This is a genomic window from Hymenobacter arcticus, from assembly GCF_054779975.1.
The window spans coordinates 43424-59696 of the sequence record NZ_BAAGXF010000008.1 but is presented as its reverse complement, the minus strand read 5'-3'; the positions used below and the strand labels follow the sequence as shown (position 1 = coordinate 59696).

Genomic DNA, 16273 nt, shown 5'->3' with positions numbered 1-16273 from the left:
CTAAGCTATTAAGTTCTACATCACCCTCCGCGTAACCCCACCCCCTAGCCCCTTCTCCGCTTAATGCGCGGAATCCTCCGGGAGAGGGGGGAACTATTTCTAGCTTTAAAAGACTAGAAATTAGATTTTTAGAACTAGTTTCCCCTCTCCCGGAGGATTCCGCGCATTAAGCGGAGAAGGGGCTAGGGGGTGGGGTTACCCCCGAACAACGACCACACGATGAAACTCCCCTACCTCTCCCTCCTGCTGGCCCTGCCCCTCCACGCCCAAACGTCGGCCATTCACCTCAACCAAGTCGGCTTTTACCCCGCCGCGCCCAAAGTCGCCGTCATCACCAACGCGCCCGCTGGCAAATTCACACTGAAAACGGCCGACCTGGCCAAGACCGTTTTCACCGGCGAGCTGGGCCCGGCGCAGACAGACGAGTTGGCCGCGCAGCAAACGCGGGTGGCTGATTTTTCGGCCTTTCGGGGTACCGGCACATTTGTGCTGGCGGTGCCGGGCCAGGGCAATTCGGCCCCGTTCCGCATTCAACCCAAGGTGCACGAGGGGGTGGCGAAAGCCGCCCTGCGCGGCTACTACTACCAGCGGGCGTCCACGGCGCTGCTGCCGGCGCAGGCGGGGCAGTGGGCGCGGCCGGCGGGCCACCCCGATACGCAGGTGCTCGTGCACCCGTCGGCGGCCAGCGCGGCGCGGCCGGCGGGCACGGTCATTGCCGCGCCCCGGGGCTGGTACGATGCGGGCGACTACAACAAGTACATCGTGAATTCGGGCATTACGATGGGCACGCTGTTTTCGCTCTACGAAGACTTCCCGGCCTATTGCAACCAGCTCTCGCTCAACATTCCCGAAAGCCAAAACTACCTGCCCGACCTGCTCGACGAAGCCCTCTGGAACCTGCGCTGGATGCTCACCATGCAGGACCCGCACGACGGCGGCGTGTACCACAAGCTGACCAACGCCAATTTCGACGGCATGGTGATGCCCGCCGCCGCCCGCGCCCCGCGCTATGTGGTGGCCAAAAGCACCGCCGCCGCCCTCGATTTCGCCGCCGTTACGGCCCAGGCCAGCCGCATTTTCCGGCAGTTTGAGCAGCAGACGCCCGGCCTGGCCGACTCGTGCCTGCGGGCCTCAAAAACCGCCTGGGCCTGGGCGCAGGCCCATCCCGCCGTGCTTTACGAGCAGGACGCGCTGAACAAGACGTTTCAGCCGGCCATCGCCACCGGCACTTATGGCGACGGCACCGTGGCCGATGAGTTCATCTGGGCCGCCGCCGAACTCTACGCCACCACCAAGGACGATGGCTACTACACCGCCGTCAACCTCTACCCCGACGCCGACACGCCCCTGCCCGGCTGGGGCAACGTGCGCACCCTGGCCTACTACACCCTGGCCCGCCTCGGCAGCCAGGCCACGCCGCTGACCCAAAAAGACCTCCCGGCGCTAAAAACCCGCCTCCTGGCCGCCGCCGATAAGCTGCTGCAGGGCGCGGCCGCCTCGCCCTACCAAACGGTGATGGGCCAGTCGGCACGCGATTTCGGCTGGGGCAGCAATGCTAACGCAGCCAACCAGGGCATCGCCCTCGTGCAGGCCTACCGCATCAGCGGCCGCCGCCCCTACCTGCTGGCGGCCCTCGGCAACCTCGACTACCTGCTGGGCCGCAACGCCCCCGGCTACTGCTTCGTGACGGGCCTCGGCAGCCAGTCGCCCCAGCACCCGCACCACCGCCCCTCCGAGGCCGATGGCCTGGCCGCGCCCGTGCCCGGCCTGCTGGCCGGCGGCCCCAACCCCGGCCAGCAGGACAAATGCGCCTACCCCTCGGCCCTATCCGCCCTCTCCTACTCCGACAACGTGTGCTCCTACGCCTCTAACGAAATTGCCATCAACTGGAACGCCCCGCTGGTGTACCTGGCCGGCGCCCTGGAGGCGCTGCAAGCGCCTGGCGGCCTGGCGGCGGGAGCAAAGTGAAAGATGTAAAATTTTTATAATGAGTACGTTGTGCAGCAAGCGAAGATAGGGCATTACGACCGCTTTGTCTTGAAAGAGCTTCTGTGGGCAGAGCCAAGGCCGGTTGAAAGTTGCGCAGTAATGGTTAAAAAATGATGACTCCTTTTGAGCACTCCGCTTTTACCTTACTACTCGTTCATTTGCTGTTCCCTCTTTACTGAAAAGGGGCAGCAGATGAGGCTGACGTGGGGATGAAACGGTAGCGCCGCTTCGCCCCGCTCCGCCCAATCGCCTCTTCCCACCTCTTCCTAACACATGCCCCGCCCCGCTCTTCCCACCCTACTGCTAGCCTTGCTGGCCGGCCCCGCCGCCAACGCCCAACGCCCCGGCCTCTACCACCTGAAATCGCCCGATGGCAAGCTGGACATCACCGTCCAAACCGGCGCCGACCTCACCTGGGCCGTGCGGCACGAAGCCACGCCGGTACTGGCCCCCTCGGCCCTGGGCCTCACGCTGGGCACGGGCGAGGTGCTGGGCAAAAACCCGGTGGTGAGCCGCGCCACCCCGGCCACCAGCAACACCACGTTTGCCACGCCGGTGTACAAGAAAAGCCAGGTCGTGGACCACTACAACCAGCTCATGCTGAGCCTAAAGGGTAACTACGGCGTGATTTTTCGGGCTTATGACGATGGCGTAGCCTACCGCTTTTTCACCACCCGCAAGGGCCCGCTCACGGTGCGCAACGAAACGGCCAGCTTCAACTTTGCACCCGAAGCCCCGGCGCTAATCCCCTTCGTGCGCGACCTGCGCGACCCCAAAGACTTCTACATCTCGTCGTTTGAGGCGCTCTACACGCCGCTGAAAGTGGGCGACGCGGGCCAGAAGCAGGACACGCTGGCCTTTTTGCCAGCGCTGGTGGGGCTGGCTGATGGCAAAAAAGCCGTGGTGCTGGAATCGGACGTGGAAAACTACCCCGGCATGTTTCTCAAGGGCGGCTCGGCGGCTGCGCCGGGCCTGCACGGCGAGTTTGCGCCCTACCCGGCCGAGGAGCGCAACGGCGGCTTCCACAACATGCAACTCATGGTGGCCAAGCGGGCCAACTACCTGGCCCAGACTGCGGGTACGCGCACTTTTCCGTGGCGCGCCGTGGCGGTGAGCACCGCTGATAAAGACCTGCTCAACAGCGACTTGGTGTATAAGCTGGCTGCGCCCTCGCGCATCAAGGACACCTCGTGGATAAAACCCGGCAAGGTGGCCTGGGACTGGTGGAACGACTGGAACATCTCGCACGTCGATTTCCGGGCCGGCATCAACACCCCCACCTACAAGTACTACATCGACTTCGCGGCGGCTAACAAGCTGGAATACATTATTATGGACGAGGGCTGGTCGGAGGAAACCGACATTCTCAAGCCGTCGCCGGCCGTCGATTTGGCCGCCCTCATCGCCTACGGCCAGCAAAAGGGCGTGGGCATTCTGCTATGGGCCAACTGGCGGGCCATCGATGAGAAGCTGGACGCCGCCTACGCCCAGTACGCCAAAATGGGCGTCAAAGGCTTCAAAATCGACTTTCTTGACCGCGACGACCAGAAGATGGTGGCCTCCTCGTATGAGCTGGCCCGCAAGGCGGCCGACTACCACCTGCTCGTCGATTTTCACGGCATGCACAAGCCCGACGGCTTGCAGCGCACCTACCCCAACGTGCTCAACTACGAGGGCGTGAAGGGCCTGGAAAACAACAAGTGGACACCCAACGACGACGTGCCGCGCTACGACGCCAGCATCCCGTTCATCCGCATGATGGCCGGGCCCATGGACTACACGCCGGGGGCCATGCGCAACGCCACCCGCGCCGAGTTTCGGCCCAACAATTCCAAGCCCATGAGCCAGGGCACGCGCTGCCACCAGCTAGCCACCTACGTGGTGTTTGAAATGCCCCTGGCCATGCTCAGCGACAACCCCACAGCCTATAAAAAGGAGCAGGAAAGCACCGATTTCATCGCCGCCGTGCCCACCGTGTTCGACCAGACCGTGGCCCTCGCCGGGCAGGTGGGCGAGTACGCGGCCCTGGCCCGCCGCCGGGGCACCACCTGGTACGTGGGCGCCCTCAGCAACTGGAACCCCCACGACCTCACCCTCGACCTCTCCTTCCTGGGCCCCGGCCGCTACGAGGCCGTCATCTTCCGCGACGGTATCAATGCCGACCGCGACGCTACCGACTATCAGCGCGAAGTTGTGCCCGTCGCGGCCTCGGACCAGCTGAAAATCAAGCTCAGCAACGGCGGCGGCTGGGCCGCCCGCATTTACCCGGCCAAGTAGGCCGTTGGGTAGCAGTAACAAAATGTATTCGAAAAGTGGGGGCCGTGGTTCGACGCCCACACTAGCTGGAAAAACAAGTACGCCGCTGGCAGCTGGGAGGCGGGCGCGCCCCGGCCCCGCTTCCTGGGCAGCACCACGGTGCCGGTGCTGCTCACTGACTTCTGGCATTTGGCCGACAGCGTGTACCTCACATCCTACCTGGCTGGTGGGGCCCTGCTAAGCTGCTGGCTCTACGCCCGTGGCGTATGGTGGTGGGTGGTGGCCCTGGCTGCGGTGAAGGCGGGGGGCGGTGGCCTGTTTCAGGTTTGCTACTGGCTATTTAGAATAAATAAATAAGCTCCTATATTCGTCCATCCGGCCGCTGGCAAAGCCGAGAGAGAAACCAGAGCCATAAAAAAAGCCCAGGCCTTGCGGTCTGGGCTTTTTTTATGCGAGTTATTGTGCTACTGGCAATAGGCTGGGTTGAGGTACCCCTCTTCCATCCCATCTAAGTAGCCCCGGTAGTAGTCCTCTTGGCCAGAGCCACCCGAATTTTGATAGTTTCGCTCTGCTTGCGGATGGTAGTAATTCGAGTAGTAAGACTCAAACCGGGTACCGTCAATGCACTTGTTCTGTTGCGTTTCCCGAAACCCCTGGTTGTAGCCATCTTCATAGGTCTGGGCGGCACGACGGTATGTGCCAGTAGTGCCGACCGCTGAGGTTGCAGTTGGGGCGCTTACGCCTAATCCCAAGGCCGCGACCGTTAGGATAGTAAGTAGCTTTCTCATAAGAGTGGTGGAAAAGGAGGTGAGTATTAGCGACCTTGTTACTGGCAGCTAACCCAAATGACGGAAAGCCGTTTCGCTTTTCCAAATTATATTTTCTCTCATGAACTTCTATGCCTTCGGCTAGCTCTTGCCCGTCATGCAGCTCTACTGGGTACTCAAACACGGTACTTACCTAGCCAACCGCTGGGAAGCAGATGATGACGGCGTCAGCCTCTACCACTGCACCGATGAGGGCCGCGGCTTCTTTGTTAAGGTCGGGGTGGATAATGGCCAGGAGCAGTCACTAGTGTTGCGCAGCTTCGTGAGTAGTGTGCCGTTGGAGGATTACAGCCACTACGTGCGACTGCCGGAGGGGTGGGCATGAAAAAGCCCCGCTGGTAGGCGGGGCCTTTTTATACACTTATGTGTTGCTATAAAGCTTGAATTTGGTACGGCACACCATACTGCTGAAAAAGCTTTTGCCTGAATTCGTACATTGTGCTGCAAGTTTCCATGACTTTTATTGCCTCGTCCCTGTACTGTTCAAGCAAAACAATACCTTCCGGAGTCAAATAGTGATAAAGCTTACGCGGCCTGATACCGTTTGTAAAAGCAGGATTCACTGCTCGAAGTGCAGGCAATACTGATTTATCAAACCTTCCGTAAATAATTTCGCGTAATATTTTCCCAACAAAAATAGGTTTAATGTATACTATTGGGTCAAATTTCTCATCCGATAACCGATTTATTTCCGAGAAAAAAGGAATATCATTAGGGAACATTGGCTCATAATCAAGAGGGTTCCCAGAAACAATGGCATTTATTTGCCCAATTGTTATTTTGAAACCACTATGGAGCTCAATAACCTCACTTTCTTTTTTGCGTTTGAGGTCACGCGCTTTTAGTGCTAACTCATCAGCACCTTGAATGAGCATGCCAGCCAGCAGCAGTTGTTGCTCTTTGGACTGTTGCGACACCTCTCTCTTAGGCTTGGCAGAACTTTTTGTTGCTTTTTCCTCTACAGCAACATTATCGGGCTTTTTCATGCAGCAAAAGGTTTAAATGTAAAGAATTTTTTTAAGTGGTTGCACTAGTTCTTCAACGAGCTCACCATTTTCCAGGGCAACGCCAAATTTATTAATCATATCAGCTGCTGCTGGTGAATGATTTCTCGCTAGAGCCCAAGCATTACGACTTTTTGGCAAGTAAAAAGCACACTGAGAATAGACTACACTAGGATGCACTTGATTGTCATCGGCAAACCGTTTTACAAATGCCTCATCGTGTAGCAGCCTCTTTACCATGTCGACTTTTTCGCGTGAGAACAAATACTCTCCTGCAAAATTATTAACTTCTTTCTCGTGTTCTTGGACTGACAAATCCTTATTGCTATCATCAGTTACATGGTACTGATTTTCTTTGATTTCATCCCAGTCAAATAGAACGTGGTATAATTCATGGAATAAGGCAAACCATAATGTAGGATAAAAACCAACATAGTCAGTTACTATAACGCATGGTTTACCATCGTGATTAAAAGTGGCTCCTCGCAACTGCAACGTTGGTAATGAAGGCTGCAGAACTACTGTTACCCCTACCTGATACAATAGCCTAATTACTTCAGATAACCCACGCTCCTCATTAGTTGTGTACCAGCGCAGACGAGGGAATAATTTAACTAGAGCGTCCCTATCATAACGGTATGGATTAGCTATTTCCTCAAAACAAGCTTGAGCAGCACTAATCCAAACAGCACGTGTCAATTCATTATCTAGCTCTCTAGTTCCTACGCAAAAAGCCACATCAACTATCGGCTTTTTATACTCAAGGATTGATTTCAGCCCTAGTCGAGCAACAAGACGTTTTTCAATATGAGCAAAGTCAGTAATATTATTAATCCACTTTGCCTTACGCAAAACTGCTAAATCAAAATTTGATTTTATAAACTCAACTTTACTGGCCGATATAGTAGCTGTAGGAAAGTTCTTCTCTACTTCATCCAGATAAAGATTAACAATCTTCTCCCGAGATAACTGTAAGAAACTAGCCAGTTTGCTGATAATAGTAATATCTATCGTCTTCTGGTTTCCATCAAGAATACCGTTCAACGCGCGTAGCTGGACCCCTATAATGTTAGTGGCAGCTGTGGATGAGATGCCAAGCTCTTTTATCTTCTTATCGAAGCGCTCTCGCAGACTATCTGAGTGGAATAGTCCGCCCAGCAAAGCGTCGACTTCTCTATACTTATTGTCCATCGTTTTGCAGGGGTTTGATGCAGGATTGCATTGGCAAATGTAGTGCGTTTCCGCAACGCTACAAGTCTTTTGCATAAAAAAAATGCAGCATTGCATCACAAATTTCGTTAGCTAATCATTTCCAGTATGTTTAGCATTACGTGAAATCGCAGGCTCACCTACCACCGCTACCTCACCCGCTGGCCCCGCCGCCTCGCCTTCGTCCTAGCCATCGCGCTGTTGCTAACTGCCGTTTGGTACGGCTAGCGAGCCTGGTAGGCACGTTAGTTAAGGCAAAAAGAGTGTTTCCACCAGAGCCCAATTGCTGGGCGAACCATAACGGGCTCGGTAGGTAGATAAGCACTATCGCGGCGTGCCCGGCTGCGCGCTACGAGCGACAGCCCCTGTATTGTAGACTTGTTGGGTGAGGAGAAATAAGCCATTGTTTTACCGATGTTTTACCAGAAAACATAAAAAGGCCCCTAGCAATGCTGCTAGGGGCCTTTCAGTGGAGATGCAGGAACTTTACCCTGCCGATTCGGCTAGACGCCTTCCACTATCAAAACCCTTCTTAGAATGCCTGCAACCAGGTTTTCTTGTTTCGGTTGTCTGGATTAGTCGGGCTAAAGTATGTTCTAATCGGGTATTTTGTCCCCCGGCTGTCCCCTGAGCGGGGGACAACCTGTAGCTTTGAGTAGGCTCTCCTCCCCTACTTCATGGCCACCGTCTCGTTTCTACTCAAAGAACCCAACGCTACCAAACCTACACCCATCTTCGCCTTCTTGAGCTTCGACGGCAAGCGAGTGAAGATTTCGCTAGGCCTAAGCATTCTGCCCAAGCAGTGGCTGAAGGCCGACCAGCGGGCGCAGGTACGGGGTTATGCCGATAATGGGACGCTGAATGACGCCCTGGAACTGATGGAGGAGCAACTGCTCCAATGCTACAAAGAGCACCGCGCGCAGGGTTTGCTGCCCAGCCCAGAGGGACTACGAGCCGCCATTGCCCCTGAGCAGGCAGTCGTACCCGTGCCTCAGAAGGTAGCCACTTCCTTTTGGGGCTACTTCGACGAGTTTATCGCCGTTACCCGTGCCCAGGCTAAGATTGGCTCAGCCAAGGTGTACGCTACCGTGGCCCGGCACTTGCGCGAGTACGAGCAGAGCAGTGGCTATGCCGTCGACTTCGACACGATTACCCTCAGCTTCGGCGACCGCTACGCTACCCACCTGCTGCACAAGGTGCGGCTCACCGACAATACGGTAGCCAAACAGATTCTTACGCTCAAACGCTTTCTGCGCTGGGCCCGGGACCGCGGCTACACGGCAGCTACTGGTTTCGACCGCCTGAGCTGGAAACGGCAGGAGCCCGACATCATGACGCTTACGGCCGAAGAGGTAGCGGCCCTGGAGCAGCTGGTGCTGCCCGCCGGCGGCTATCTCGACAACGCCCGTGCCTTGTTTCTGCTGAGCTGCTACACGGGCCTGCGCTTCTCGGACCTGGTAAGCATCCGGGCCGAGCACCTACGGGGGCAGACACTGCGGATGACCACGCAGAAAACCCGCGAAACGGTGACGGTACCGCTGCGGGCGGAAGCGCTGGCTACTGTCGAGCAACTGCTGTCTGGCAAGGTGCGGGCCATTACCAACCAGAAGCTGAATGACTATCTAAAAGAGTTGGGCCAGTTAGCCAGCATAGACGCACCAACGGAGGTCATTCGCTTTCGGGGCGGCGTGCGCGAGAGCACCACGGTGGCTAAGTGGGAGCGGCTGGGCTGCCACACCGGCCGGCGCACCTTCGTTACGCTGAGCCTAGAGCGGGGCCTGCGGCCGGAGACGATTATGAAAGTGACGGGGCACCGCGGCTGGAAATCCTTTCAGCGCTACGTCAACGTGACGAGTGACGCGGTGGAGCGGGAGTTTAGGCAGTCGTGGGAGCAGGAGCTAAAAAGTAATTAACCCACTTCTTGCCAGTCTCGCCAGAAGGCTTGTTCACTCGGATAGTCTACGTAGGTACTCTCTTCTATCTCTTCAGCGCGTAGAATAACGACATGAGTGGTTTGGGGCATATATCGCCGCTCAATGGTCAGCGTGTATGTTCTACCCTTAAAAAAGGGAGGTACGCCGGTTGCAGCTTGGTAGGTAGCAGTTACTTGATGGATAGATTTACTCATAGTGCAAGATAGCTACCAGTATAGGATTCATTAATGGACTAAAACCGCTGGCCTACTAGGCGCACCGTGGCAACGTCTTCAATGAAGGCTACGGCCCGCGCCGCCAGCTGCGCCGGGAAGTCGCCGCCCACCAGCGCGCCGAAGCGCAGCGCCGCATCTTGCCGCAAGGCCTGGCGCTGGTGCGGCCGACGCCGGAGGGAGCTTATACGGGGTAGCTACGGCCACTAAAGGCTACCGGTAGATGTCGCTTCGGGGTGAGGCTATCTTCGCGGCCATGAAGAAACTCTTATTCTTAGGGGCTTGCCTGGTGACGCTAGCTTCTCAGCCAGTAATGGCGCAGACGGGTGGGGCAGAGATTGTGGTAGTACAAGTGTCTTTTGGGGTGGGCGCTGGCCTCATATCCATCAGCCGTGGGGAGGGCAAGACAGAACTAGTAGAAGTTAGGAAGCAGAAAAACCAAGGCTTTGAAGGTGAAGCCTATCAGTAGGTAATTTCTAAGCTATATCAAGAGGGTTACACCATAAAAAGCACCTTTAGCGATGGTGTGAGAAATCAGTCTACTATAGTATTTGTAAAGGGACAGTAGCTCGCAACATTCGACAATAGCAGCTTGGGTTGGCATCGACTCGGGCGGCGGTGCGAGAGGCATTAGTTTTGAAGGATGCTGCTGACGCTCTTACTCTCCGGGTATATTCCGCCGGGCCAAGACTTTTGGAATTTTTTCTTTGGGTCCCTTATTGTCTCGGCCGTCGCAATGTTCGGGCTATTGGCGCGGGGCATTTATGTGCTGCGCCAACATCATGACCAAGCGGTACAGCGTGGCTTATTATTGATTATGGCAGCTATTGTGTTGCCGTTCGTTGTTTATCTAGGCTTACTACAATTGATATAGCAGCCCCGGCCGTATTGGGTCTGGTATTCTTTGGCGGTCATAGCACGGGCTGCCCGGCATCGCGGTAAGGCGGTTCCAGCTGAGGTTTGGGTGTCGGGTGGTTGGGTATATTCGCGGCCATGAAAAAACTCTTATTCTTGGGGGCGTGCTTGGTGGCGTTGGCCTCTTCGCCGACGCTGGCGCAGACGAGCGGGCCGGATATCGTGGTGGTGAAAGTGGCGGAGTTTCAGAACAACACCCAGATAGCCATTGCGCACGGAGAGGGCAAAGCCGAAGTGATGGAGTTGGAGGGGGGCGCGGGACCCAATGCGATGAGCCAGTCGGCCAAGCGGGTGGAGCAGGTGCTAGCGAAGCTTTATGCGCAGGGGTACGTGCTCAAGAGCACTTACTCGGGCTATGGCGGCAACATGAGCACACTGGTGTTCCTGAAGGAATAGGTAGCAGTTGTTACCGCTACCAGTAGGTAGTCGGCTATTTCGCTATCCGATGCATCGGAATCATCGTAGGGGCTCATCAAGAGAATAAAGTGGTAGCCATACTTTCGCAGGCATGTATATGGTCCTGAGAGTGGTGTTTGGCTTGGTTAGTCTGGCCGGAATGATAGCAGCCTCCATACTTGTGATGTATATGGCGCTCAATCGGTCCGGTGACGTATTAGTGGATGGGCTTTATGAGGAGAAGCGCGCGTGGGCTAGAAAGTGGCTCGTTCGCATCGTAATCGGGTTGGTTATTGCCTCAGCCCTGGTGGTAATAGATGGCGAATTGAACCTTGAAGTGCTTCTCGCCTACCGTCGTCCCCCCGCGAGTACTGTTCCATCAGTCAGCAGAGGTGCGGTAGGCTAGGGTAGTTGGCTACCGACACGTGTGGGTCGTCGTAGGGGCTCATCGGCTACTTTTGGGCTATGCTGATTGTCTATGTTCCGCATGGCTCAACGACTGCTTCTCCGTGGCCTGCAATCGGAATGCTCTTTACGGGGGCCTTTATCCTGATTTATTATGCGCTATTCTATCGGAAGGCGCGACGAGTCGCAGCAAAAGAGGAGGCACGCATTGCGCGTATTAAGGCCGCGAGACAACCGGGTCGAAGACGTTAGGCTATCGTCGTGGGAATAGGCTGGCAGGAGCGAATGCCGCACTGGCCATTGCAGTAGGGCGCAGACGGGTGCTCGGGCGGTGGGGCTATCTTCGCGGCCATGAAAAAACTGATATTCTTAGGGGCGTGCCTGTGGGCACTTGGGTCAACTCCAGTAATGGCTCAGACGGGTGGGCCGCAGGTAATAGTGGTACGTATCAATACCCTTCATTTGGCAATTATTTATCCCGATGGAAAAAGCGAAGTGATACCGGTGGAAGGCCCAGGATTGACGGAAAAAAAGCTTGTTGAATCGGGTGTGACTTACCAGCGCGTGATTACGAAGCTGGTGCAGGATGGATATGCCTTAAAAAGTACTTTTAGTGGCGTATCGGGTACCGTGAGCACCTTGGTATTTGTGAAGGGCCAATAGCCCGCAGCGCTTCCACGACTGCGGGCTGTTAGCATCGACGCGGGAGGCGGTGCGTAGGGCCATAGGCTAGATTGAATAGTTACTGTGGTTTTGGTAATCGTTAGGCCTACTTTGGGGCAATGCTGCGGACAATCGAACATGAGTTATTGTATGGCTCTGGCGCTCATGTCGGGGTACTGCTCGGAGCGTTGATAGCAGGTGTGCTAGGCGTTTGGTTGCTACTATTAAGGTTATCGACCAAATTGATAGCAAGCAAAAGGCCACTGGTAGAAGTCTCGGGAGTAGCCCTGATGACGGGATTAATCGCGTTCGCGCTGTATATCCTAGTAGTAGTGCTTGCAAACCTCTCGACATCATCAGAATTCTGAGTGTTTGTGGTGGGAGTGACCAGGCGCAGCTGGTCGAGGTAGTTGGCTATTTCCGCCGCCGACACGTGCGGGTCATCGTAGGGGCTTATGCGTAGTTTTGGGGTATGCTACTGACACTATTGCTTACGCCGGTTCAGGTTTCAAAGCAGACAGCTTATGTGCTAATAGCAGTCGGCCTACTGGTCGCAGTCGGCTTGCCGGTGTTATTTAACTGGCTTCTTAAGCGGGTCTTTTTGGGCAATTGGCTCAAGTTTTTCTTGACACTCATGCTGGCAGGCACTGCGTTCGGCGTAATTGGCTTGTGTGTAGTTGGGTGAGGGAGGTTGAGCTAGTACTGGGTAGTTTTGGAAAATGGTAGTAGAATTGCTGTTGGGCTATGTGTCTTTTGCTAAGCGAAACCCAGCTGATACAGCCTCCGCGAGCGTCCTACTCACGTTTGGGGGCGGTGGCCTGCTCGTGCTGAGGCGGGGTCGAACGCTGCTGCGGAGAGGGCAGACTTGGCAGGGTAGCGGGCTGCTGGTTTGTGGGGTGCTGCTGCTGTGGATAACCTGGTGGGTATGCAGCCGACTTCCTTAATATGTCGCATGCACTAGGCCGCTTGAGGTGGTGCCGACCAGCGCGGGCGGTCGCCTCGGCCTCAGCCAGCTTGAGGCCGAGCACCTGGGCGAAGCGAGGGCCATCGGCCGAGCGGATTTCCCGGCGCCCGGCCACGGCCATCTGAAGTGAGCAGCATCTATCAAAAAATGAGGCTGTTGATGCGGCTGCGATAATCCAGAGCCTGGTAGATATTGGCTGATTGTCGGCCCGCTGGCAGATGTACGATGGCCCCGCCGGCCGTGGGGATGCCCGCCTGCCCCAGCAGGATGCGGTAGAGGCTGATTTGCAGTGAGTACACGTTGTGCTCGTGGTCAGCCAAGTCGCTGAATGGGCCCTGCATCATGCGCCAGATGGGGTCCCGGTCGGAGTTGATGGCCTTGTTGGTTTTCCAATCCAGCACATAGAGCTGCTGGGTAGGTAGATGCCAGCCCAGAAAATCCAGCGTGCCGCACAGGCCGGTTGCCTCGTCGAAGATGCGCAGCTCCTGCGCCACGGGCACGAATTCCTGCAGGCGGCCAGCGTGCAGGCCCAGAAACTTCTGGCAGCGCAACTGCACCTCCTTATCTGGCTCCCATACCGCGGTGGCCGGCGCCTGGTAGTAGGCCTCAATGAACTCGTGGGTTTTGGTGCCGACCCATTGGCTGCGGTCCCACTCGGCGAGTACTTGCTGCACGGTGAGGCCCCGCTTGGCGGCCGTGCGGGGCGCCTGACCCTCGCGGTCAAACTCCTGCTTGTAGTCCTTAATCCAGGTGCTGAACGAAGTCAGTTTGCGTTCACCCAGAAAGTAGTGGTGCGGCTCGGCTTCGAAGCGAAAACGGGGGTCAGCAAATACTTGAAGATGTTCTTTTATCCAATCGGGAAGCATGCGGCAATTTCAGTAGGGGCCTCCCCTACTAGTACTGGCTCTACTGGCGTTTAGCAAAGACCAGCGCATTCAGGTTAATGTTCGAGCCCGTAAGGGTACCATCCCCGCCCAACTGACCCAACAGCAGAACCGCGAGCGCAGGGCCGGCTGACCATCATCAGCGCCGAGCGTCCTGCCAGCTACTACGAAACGCCCCACGAGGACGGGACTTCTACTAGCTTCTGCTATTGGCCTGCTGCTGCGCCTTACGCAGCCACTGCTGGGCTTCTTCAATGTCGCTAAACAGATGCATTTTGAGCTGGCCTTCAAGCCCCAGGGCCATGGACTGCGCAGAGCTGGCCGCCAGAGATTCGGGGCTCACGACGTTGGCAAAGTGAGTGAGGCCGATGGCAATGGCGCGCGGGGCCCAGTTGGTTACAATCCACTCCACAGCGTGGTCCCAAGGGCCGATGACCTGTCGGTTGTCATTGAGTAGGTATGCGCACCGGTTTTCGGCCAGCGGCAGCAGGCAGGCGTCGGCGCCTGCTACGATGCCGACGTACGTTTGGTAGCCTATCCAATCGTTATAGACCCAGTGGTTGGCCGCATCGTAGGAAATACGCAGATAGACTTTGCCGAAGCCATTGGTCAGGTCGGTGGGCATAGGAATAGAAGAAGGAATTGGCCTGCAAGCTACGCCGCAGGTCTATTGCCGCTAGTTTCTTTGGGCTGCGGTCCCACTCGGAGAGGATAGGCACCGGCTCTACGGGCGCTTCGTAAAGATCAGCGTGTTCAGGTTAATATTCGAGCCTGTGAGGATGCCACCCCCGCCGTACGTGCTCGTTAGCGCGTAGCCCTCCTGATAGAGTTGAGCTATCAGTTGACGCGTGATTTCGGCAGGGGCTCCGTCCACTAGCAGGTCGCGCCGCTTAAACGTGCGCCGCTCAGGCTTGGCGCCAGCGCGCGCAATATCGAGTAGTAGGTAGTCGTACGACTCGGTCACCTTCACCACTACTACGTCGGTACTGCCCGTCTGGGCACTGGCGGGCGTCGAAGCCAAGGCCATGAGACATGCGCCAACATACAGGAGCTTTTTCATAGCTCAAATATCACTGCGGTTTGGGTAGTCGTCAAGACCAATAGCGTCGGCGGCCCCACCGTGTACTACTGCGCCAGCGGCAACACGGTCAAGTATCACGCTTCGCCGGGGTGCCGGGGGCTGGCGCGGTGTGGGGCCAGTGTGCTACCCATTAGCATGCGCGAAGCCACGCAGTCGATGGACCCGTGTAAGTGGTGCTACTAAATCAGCTTGGCCCAGATATCCATAAAAAAGCCCCTTAACAAAGGGCTTTTTTAGTTTCAGTCCTTAGTATAATATCGGCGGCGTAATACAAGGAGATAACCATCAAGGGTGCTTTCGGCCATCTTTATATAATCCTTGTTCTCTTCAGAAAACGGATCATCACCATTTATAACCCCTTCTATCTCACGGGCTATTTCTACTGAAAATGCACTTTCTAAATACCGCATCGCAGCACGTCCAGATAGCCTGTAAATTTTCCAGCCTGCTGCTTTAACTCGTTTATCTCGAAGGTCCTCCTTCTTTTTAATGAGAGACTTTTTTCCGCCAAGCTCTATAATTATTTTGCGAAGAGGGTCAGCAAAGTCTGTAAAATAGTCAAAGACAGGAAACTTGGGAAATAAGGGTAGACCTAATGCTCTTATCTGAAGCCAAGTATCATCTTCAATAGGCAAAAAATCCCATGTCACAATGTTGGGGTCAACGGAGTGTCCTGTTTTGGCTGCCTCCTTTATGCTAGGTAAGTAGTGTTCATAGGCCGCTCGAATAACCAAGTGTTTCGACTGCCAATCATGTGCTTTGGCGTAGCGGCCATGAAAATCCAAGCTGTTTCCTTGCCGAGTCTTGGCCAGCATTGCAGCATACTCTTCATCTGAGATACTGATGAAGGACTCATCTTCTTCTATCATAAGCTAATCGAAATTTTAGTCTTTAGCTAGTAACTCCTCTGTTGGCAACTGAATAGAAGTGAGCCGCCAGGATAGGCCATCACGGTGCATCGTCAGGGCCACCGTTTGCTTGTGCGTTTCCTTATCGAGCACTTTTAGTGTGTAGCGGTCAGTTGAATTGAAAGAGCCTTCTAAGTCAGCCTTGCTGTCAAGCGACTCACTAGTTTCTTCTTTGGTTGGCTCCCCGTCTCTAGCAAATGCCTTTGTCCGATCACCTCTAATCAGGGCTACTAAGTGCGTCGGCGTTACAGCTGCGTCCACCATCGTCTCGACCATCTTACCAGCGAACAGCATTCCCAGCCCACCAAAAGGATTACTCTTCAACTCGCTGTCGTTGGTCAGCTTCTGCTGCATCATGGAAGTGAGCTGTTCCTTCAAGCTTTCCTTCACTGCTGGTACGTCCACCCGCTCACGAATACCTTCTACATCGCCCGCATCGGCGGCAATCTTAATGTCGCGCAAGGCACGTTGTGGTCCAGTGTAAAGCCAGAAGCCTCCAGCCAGCACGGCTACAAGTAGTAAAATGGGAAGTAAGCTTTTCTTCATGCGTGGGTGTAGAAGTAAATGAGTTGCTAAACATAGCGAATAATTTGATAAACGTTATTATCACCGTAGTTTCGTAGCCC

The 16273-nt window shown here is 55.6% G+C and carries 19 protein-coding genes; 9 read left to right on the top strand and 10 right to left on the bottom strand.

The genetic code is table 11. From position 1 onward, the window contains the following. Window positions 1–219 precede the first annotated feature (219 nt). The 4 genes from ACYVGC_RS14565 (at window position 220) to ACYVGC_RS14550 (ending at window position 5397) form a co-directional block, all read left to right on the top strand. Window positions 220–1968: a glycoside hydrolase family 9 protein gene (locus ACYVGC_RS14565; RefSeq protein WP_460584571.1), complete on the top strand. Its 1749-nt coding sequence runs from the start codon at window positions 220–222 to the stop codon at window positions 1966–1968. Window positions 1969–2262: 294 nt separating this feature from the next. Beyond that, the gene (locus ACYVGC_RS14560) at window positions 2263–4266 is read left to right on the top strand and encodes a glycoside hydrolase family 97 protein (RefSeq protein ID WP_460584570.1); all 2004 of its coding nucleotides are present in this window, start codon (window positions 2263–2265) and stop codon (window positions 4264–4266) included. 138 nt (window positions 4267–4404) lie between these two features. Beyond that, entirely contained in the window at window positions 4405–4602 is a 198-nt protein-coding gene (locus tag ACYVGC_RS14555; protein WP_460584569.1) for a hypothetical protein, read from the top strand. 567 nt (window positions 4603–5169) lie between these two features. Then, window positions 5170–5397, top strand: a complete 228-nt coding sequence (locus ACYVGC_RS14550) for a hypothetical protein (RefSeq protein WP_460584568.1) — start codon at window positions 5170–5172, stop codon at window positions 5395–5397. 46 nt (window positions 5398–5443) lie between these two features. On the opposite strand, the gene ACYVGC_RS14545 is transcribed toward ACYVGC_RS14550, so the two are convergent. Together ACYVGC_RS14545 and ACYVGC_RS14540 are read right to left on the bottom strand one after the other, a co-directional pair. After that, a complete protein-coding gene (locus tag ACYVGC_RS14545; RefSeq protein ID WP_460584567.1) occupies window positions 5444–6058 on the bottom strand; it encodes a P63C domain-containing protein in 615 nt (204 codons plus the stop codon). 12 nt (window positions 6059–6070) lie between these two features. Further along, entirely contained in the window at window positions 6071–7342 is a 1272-nt protein-coding gene (locus ACYVGC_RS14540) for an ImmA/IrrE family metallo-endopeptidase (RefSeq protein ID WP_460584566.1), read from the bottom strand. 620 nt (window positions 7343–7962) lie between these two features. On the opposite strand from ACYVGC_RS14540, the gene ACYVGC_RS14535 reads away from it, so the two are divergent. Next, on the top strand, window positions 7963–9198 hold the full coding sequence (locus ACYVGC_RS14535) for a site-specific integrase (protein WP_460584565.1): 1236 nt from the start codon (window positions 7963–7965) through the stop codon (window positions 9196–9198). Here ACYVGC_RS14535 and ACYVGC_RS14530 read toward each other — a convergent pair. Continuing rightward, on the bottom strand, window positions 9195–9413 hold the full coding sequence (locus ACYVGC_RS14530; RefSeq protein ID WP_460584564.1) for a hypothetical protein: 219 nt from the start codon (window positions 9411–9413) through the stop codon (window positions 9195–9197). The genes ACYVGC_RS14535 and ACYVGC_RS14530 overlap by 4 nt on opposite strands. A 38-nt stretch (window positions 9414–9451) precedes the next feature. After that, window positions 9452–9580, bottom strand: a complete 129-nt coding sequence (locus ACYVGC_RS14525; protein WP_460584563.1) for a hypothetical protein — start codon at window positions 9578–9580, stop codon at window positions 9452–9454. 107 nt (window positions 9581–9687) lie between these two features. Between ACYVGC_RS14525 and ACYVGC_RS14520 the strand changes: the two genes are divergently transcribed. The 4 genes from ACYVGC_RS14520 to ACYVGC_RS14505 all read left to right on the top strand — a co-directional run bounded on the left by ACYVGC_RS14520 (window position 9688) and on the right by ACYVGC_RS14505 (window position 11810). Beyond that, window positions 9688–9900, top strand: a complete 213-nt coding sequence (locus tag ACYVGC_RS14520) for a hypothetical protein (protein WP_460584562.1) — start codon at window positions 9688–9690, stop codon at window positions 9898–9900. Between the two features lie 174 nt (window positions 9901–10074). Continuing rightward, on the top strand, window positions 10075–10305 hold the full coding sequence (locus tag ACYVGC_RS14515; RefSeq protein ID WP_460584561.1) for a hypothetical protein: 231 nt from the start codon (window positions 10075–10077) through the stop codon (window positions 10303–10305). Between the two features lie 119 nt (window positions 10306–10424). Continuing rightward, the gene (locus ACYVGC_RS14510; protein ID WP_460584560.1) at window positions 10425–10742 is read left to right on the top strand and encodes a hypothetical protein; all 318 of its coding nucleotides are present in this window, start codon (window positions 10425–10427) and stop codon (window positions 10740–10742) included. A 756-nt stretch (window positions 10743–11498) separates the two neighbouring features. Then, the gene (locus ACYVGC_RS14505) at window positions 11499–11810 is read left to right on the top strand and encodes a hypothetical protein (protein ID WP_460584559.1); all 312 of its coding nucleotides are present in this window, start codon (window positions 11499–11501) and stop codon (window positions 11808–11810) included. Between the two features lie 794 nt (window positions 11811–12604). Here ACYVGC_RS14505 and ACYVGC_RS14500 read toward each other — a convergent pair. The 6 genes from ACYVGC_RS14500 to ACYVGC_RS14475 form a co-directional block, all read right to left on the bottom strand. Further along, window positions 12605–12895, bottom strand: a complete 291-nt coding sequence (locus ACYVGC_RS14500) for a hypothetical protein (protein WP_460584558.1) — start codon at window positions 12893–12895, stop codon at window positions 12605–12607. A gap of 19 nt (window positions 12896–12914) precedes the next feature. Further along, window positions 12915–13640 (bottom strand): hypothetical protein, encoded by a 726-nt coding sequence (locus ACYVGC_RS14495; protein WP_460584557.1) that lies wholly within the window; start codon window positions 13638–13640, stop codon window positions 12915–12917. A gap of 214 nt (window positions 13641–13854) precedes the next feature. Further along, window positions 13855–14283 (bottom strand): STAS/SEC14 domain-containing protein, encoded by a 429-nt coding sequence (locus ACYVGC_RS14490; RefSeq protein WP_460584556.1) that lies wholly within the window; start codon window positions 14281–14283, stop codon window positions 13855–13857. 99 nt (window positions 14284–14382) lie between these two features. After that, on the bottom strand, window positions 14383–14718 hold the full coding sequence (locus ACYVGC_RS14485; RefSeq protein ID WP_460584555.1) for a hypothetical protein: 336 nt from the start codon (window positions 14716–14718) through the stop codon (window positions 14383–14385). 260 nt (window positions 14719–14978) lie between these two features. Continuing rightward, window positions 14979–15608 (bottom strand): DUF559 domain-containing protein, encoded by a 630-nt coding sequence (locus ACYVGC_RS14480; protein ID WP_460584554.1) that lies wholly within the window; start codon window positions 15606–15608, stop codon window positions 14979–14981. A 15-nt stretch (window positions 15609–15623) separates the two neighbouring features. Next, window positions 15624–16193 (bottom strand): DUF2939 domain-containing protein, encoded by a 570-nt coding sequence (locus tag ACYVGC_RS14475; RefSeq protein WP_460584553.1) that lies wholly within the window; start codon window positions 16191–16193, stop codon window positions 15624–15626. Window positions 16194–16273 lie beyond the last annotated feature (80 nt).

Bases quoted from the DNA above. Each gene is read 5' to 3' on its own strand.
- ACYVGC_RS14535 (WP_460584565.1), top strand. From the start codon at position 7,963: ATGGCCACCGTCTCGTTTCTACTCAAAGAACCCAACGCTACCAAACCT.
- ACYVGC_RS14505 (WP_460584559.1), top strand. From the start codon at position 11,499: ATGAAAAAACTGATATTCTTAGGGGCGTGCCTGTGGGCACTTGGGTCA.
- ACYVGC_RS14530 (WP_460584564.1), bottom strand. From the start codon at position 9,413: ATGAGTAAATCTATCCATCAAGTAACTGCTACCTACCAAGCTGCAACC.
- ACYVGC_RS14550 (WP_460584568.1), top strand. From the start codon at position 5,170: ATGCAGCTCTACTGGGTACTCAAACACGGTACTTACCTAGCCAACCGC.
- ACYVGC_RS14545 (WP_460584567.1), bottom strand. From the start codon at position 6,058: ATGAAAAAGCCCGATAATGTTGCTGTAGAGGAAAAAGCAACAAAAAGT.
- ACYVGC_RS14480 (WP_460584554.1), bottom strand. From the start codon at position 15,608: ATGATAGAAGAAGATGAGTCCTTCATCAGTATCTCAGATGAAGAGTAT.
- ACYVGC_RS14510 (WP_460584560.1), top strand. From the start codon at position 10,425: ATGAAAAAACTCTTATTCTTGGGGGCGTGCTTGGTGGCGTTGGCCTCT.
- ACYVGC_RS14490 (WP_460584556.1), bottom strand. From the start codon at position 14,283: ATGCCCACCGACCTGACCAATGGCTTCGGCAAAGTCTATCTGCGTATT.
- ACYVGC_RS14540 (WP_460584566.1), bottom strand. From the start codon at position 7,342: ATGCAAAAGACTTGTAGCGTTGCGGAAACGCACTACATTTGCCAATGC.
- ACYVGC_RS14560 (WP_460584570.1), top strand. From the start codon at position 2,263: ATGCCCCGCCCCGCTCTTCCCACCCTACTGCTAGCCTTGCTGGCCGGC.
- ACYVGC_RS14495 (WP_460584557.1), bottom strand. From the start codon at position 13,640: ATGCTTCCCGATTGGATAAAAGAACATCTTCAAGTATTTGCTGACCCC.
- ACYVGC_RS14515 (WP_460584561.1), top strand. From the start codon at position 10,075: ATGCTGCTGACGCTCTTACTCTCCGGGTATATTCCGCCGGGCCAAGAC.
- ACYVGC_RS14485 (WP_460584555.1), bottom strand. From the start codon at position 14,718: ATGAAAAAGCTCCTGTATGTTGGCGCATGTCTCATGGCCTTGGCTTCG.
- ACYVGC_RS14475 (WP_460584553.1), bottom strand. From the start codon at position 16,193: ATGAAGAAAAGCTTACTTCCCATTTTACTACTTGTAGCCGTGCTGGCT.
- ACYVGC_RS14520 (WP_460584562.1), top strand. From the start codon at position 9,688: ATGAAGAAACTCTTATTCTTAGGGGCTTGCCTGGTGACGCTAGCTTCT.
- ACYVGC_RS14500 (WP_460584558.1), bottom strand. From the start codon at position 12,895: ATGGCCGTGGCCGGGCGCCGGGAAATCCGCTCGGCCGATGGCCCTCGC.
- ACYVGC_RS14565 (WP_460584571.1), top strand. From the start codon at position 220: ATGAAACTCCCCTACCTCTCCCTCCTGCTGGCCCTGCCCCTCCACGCC.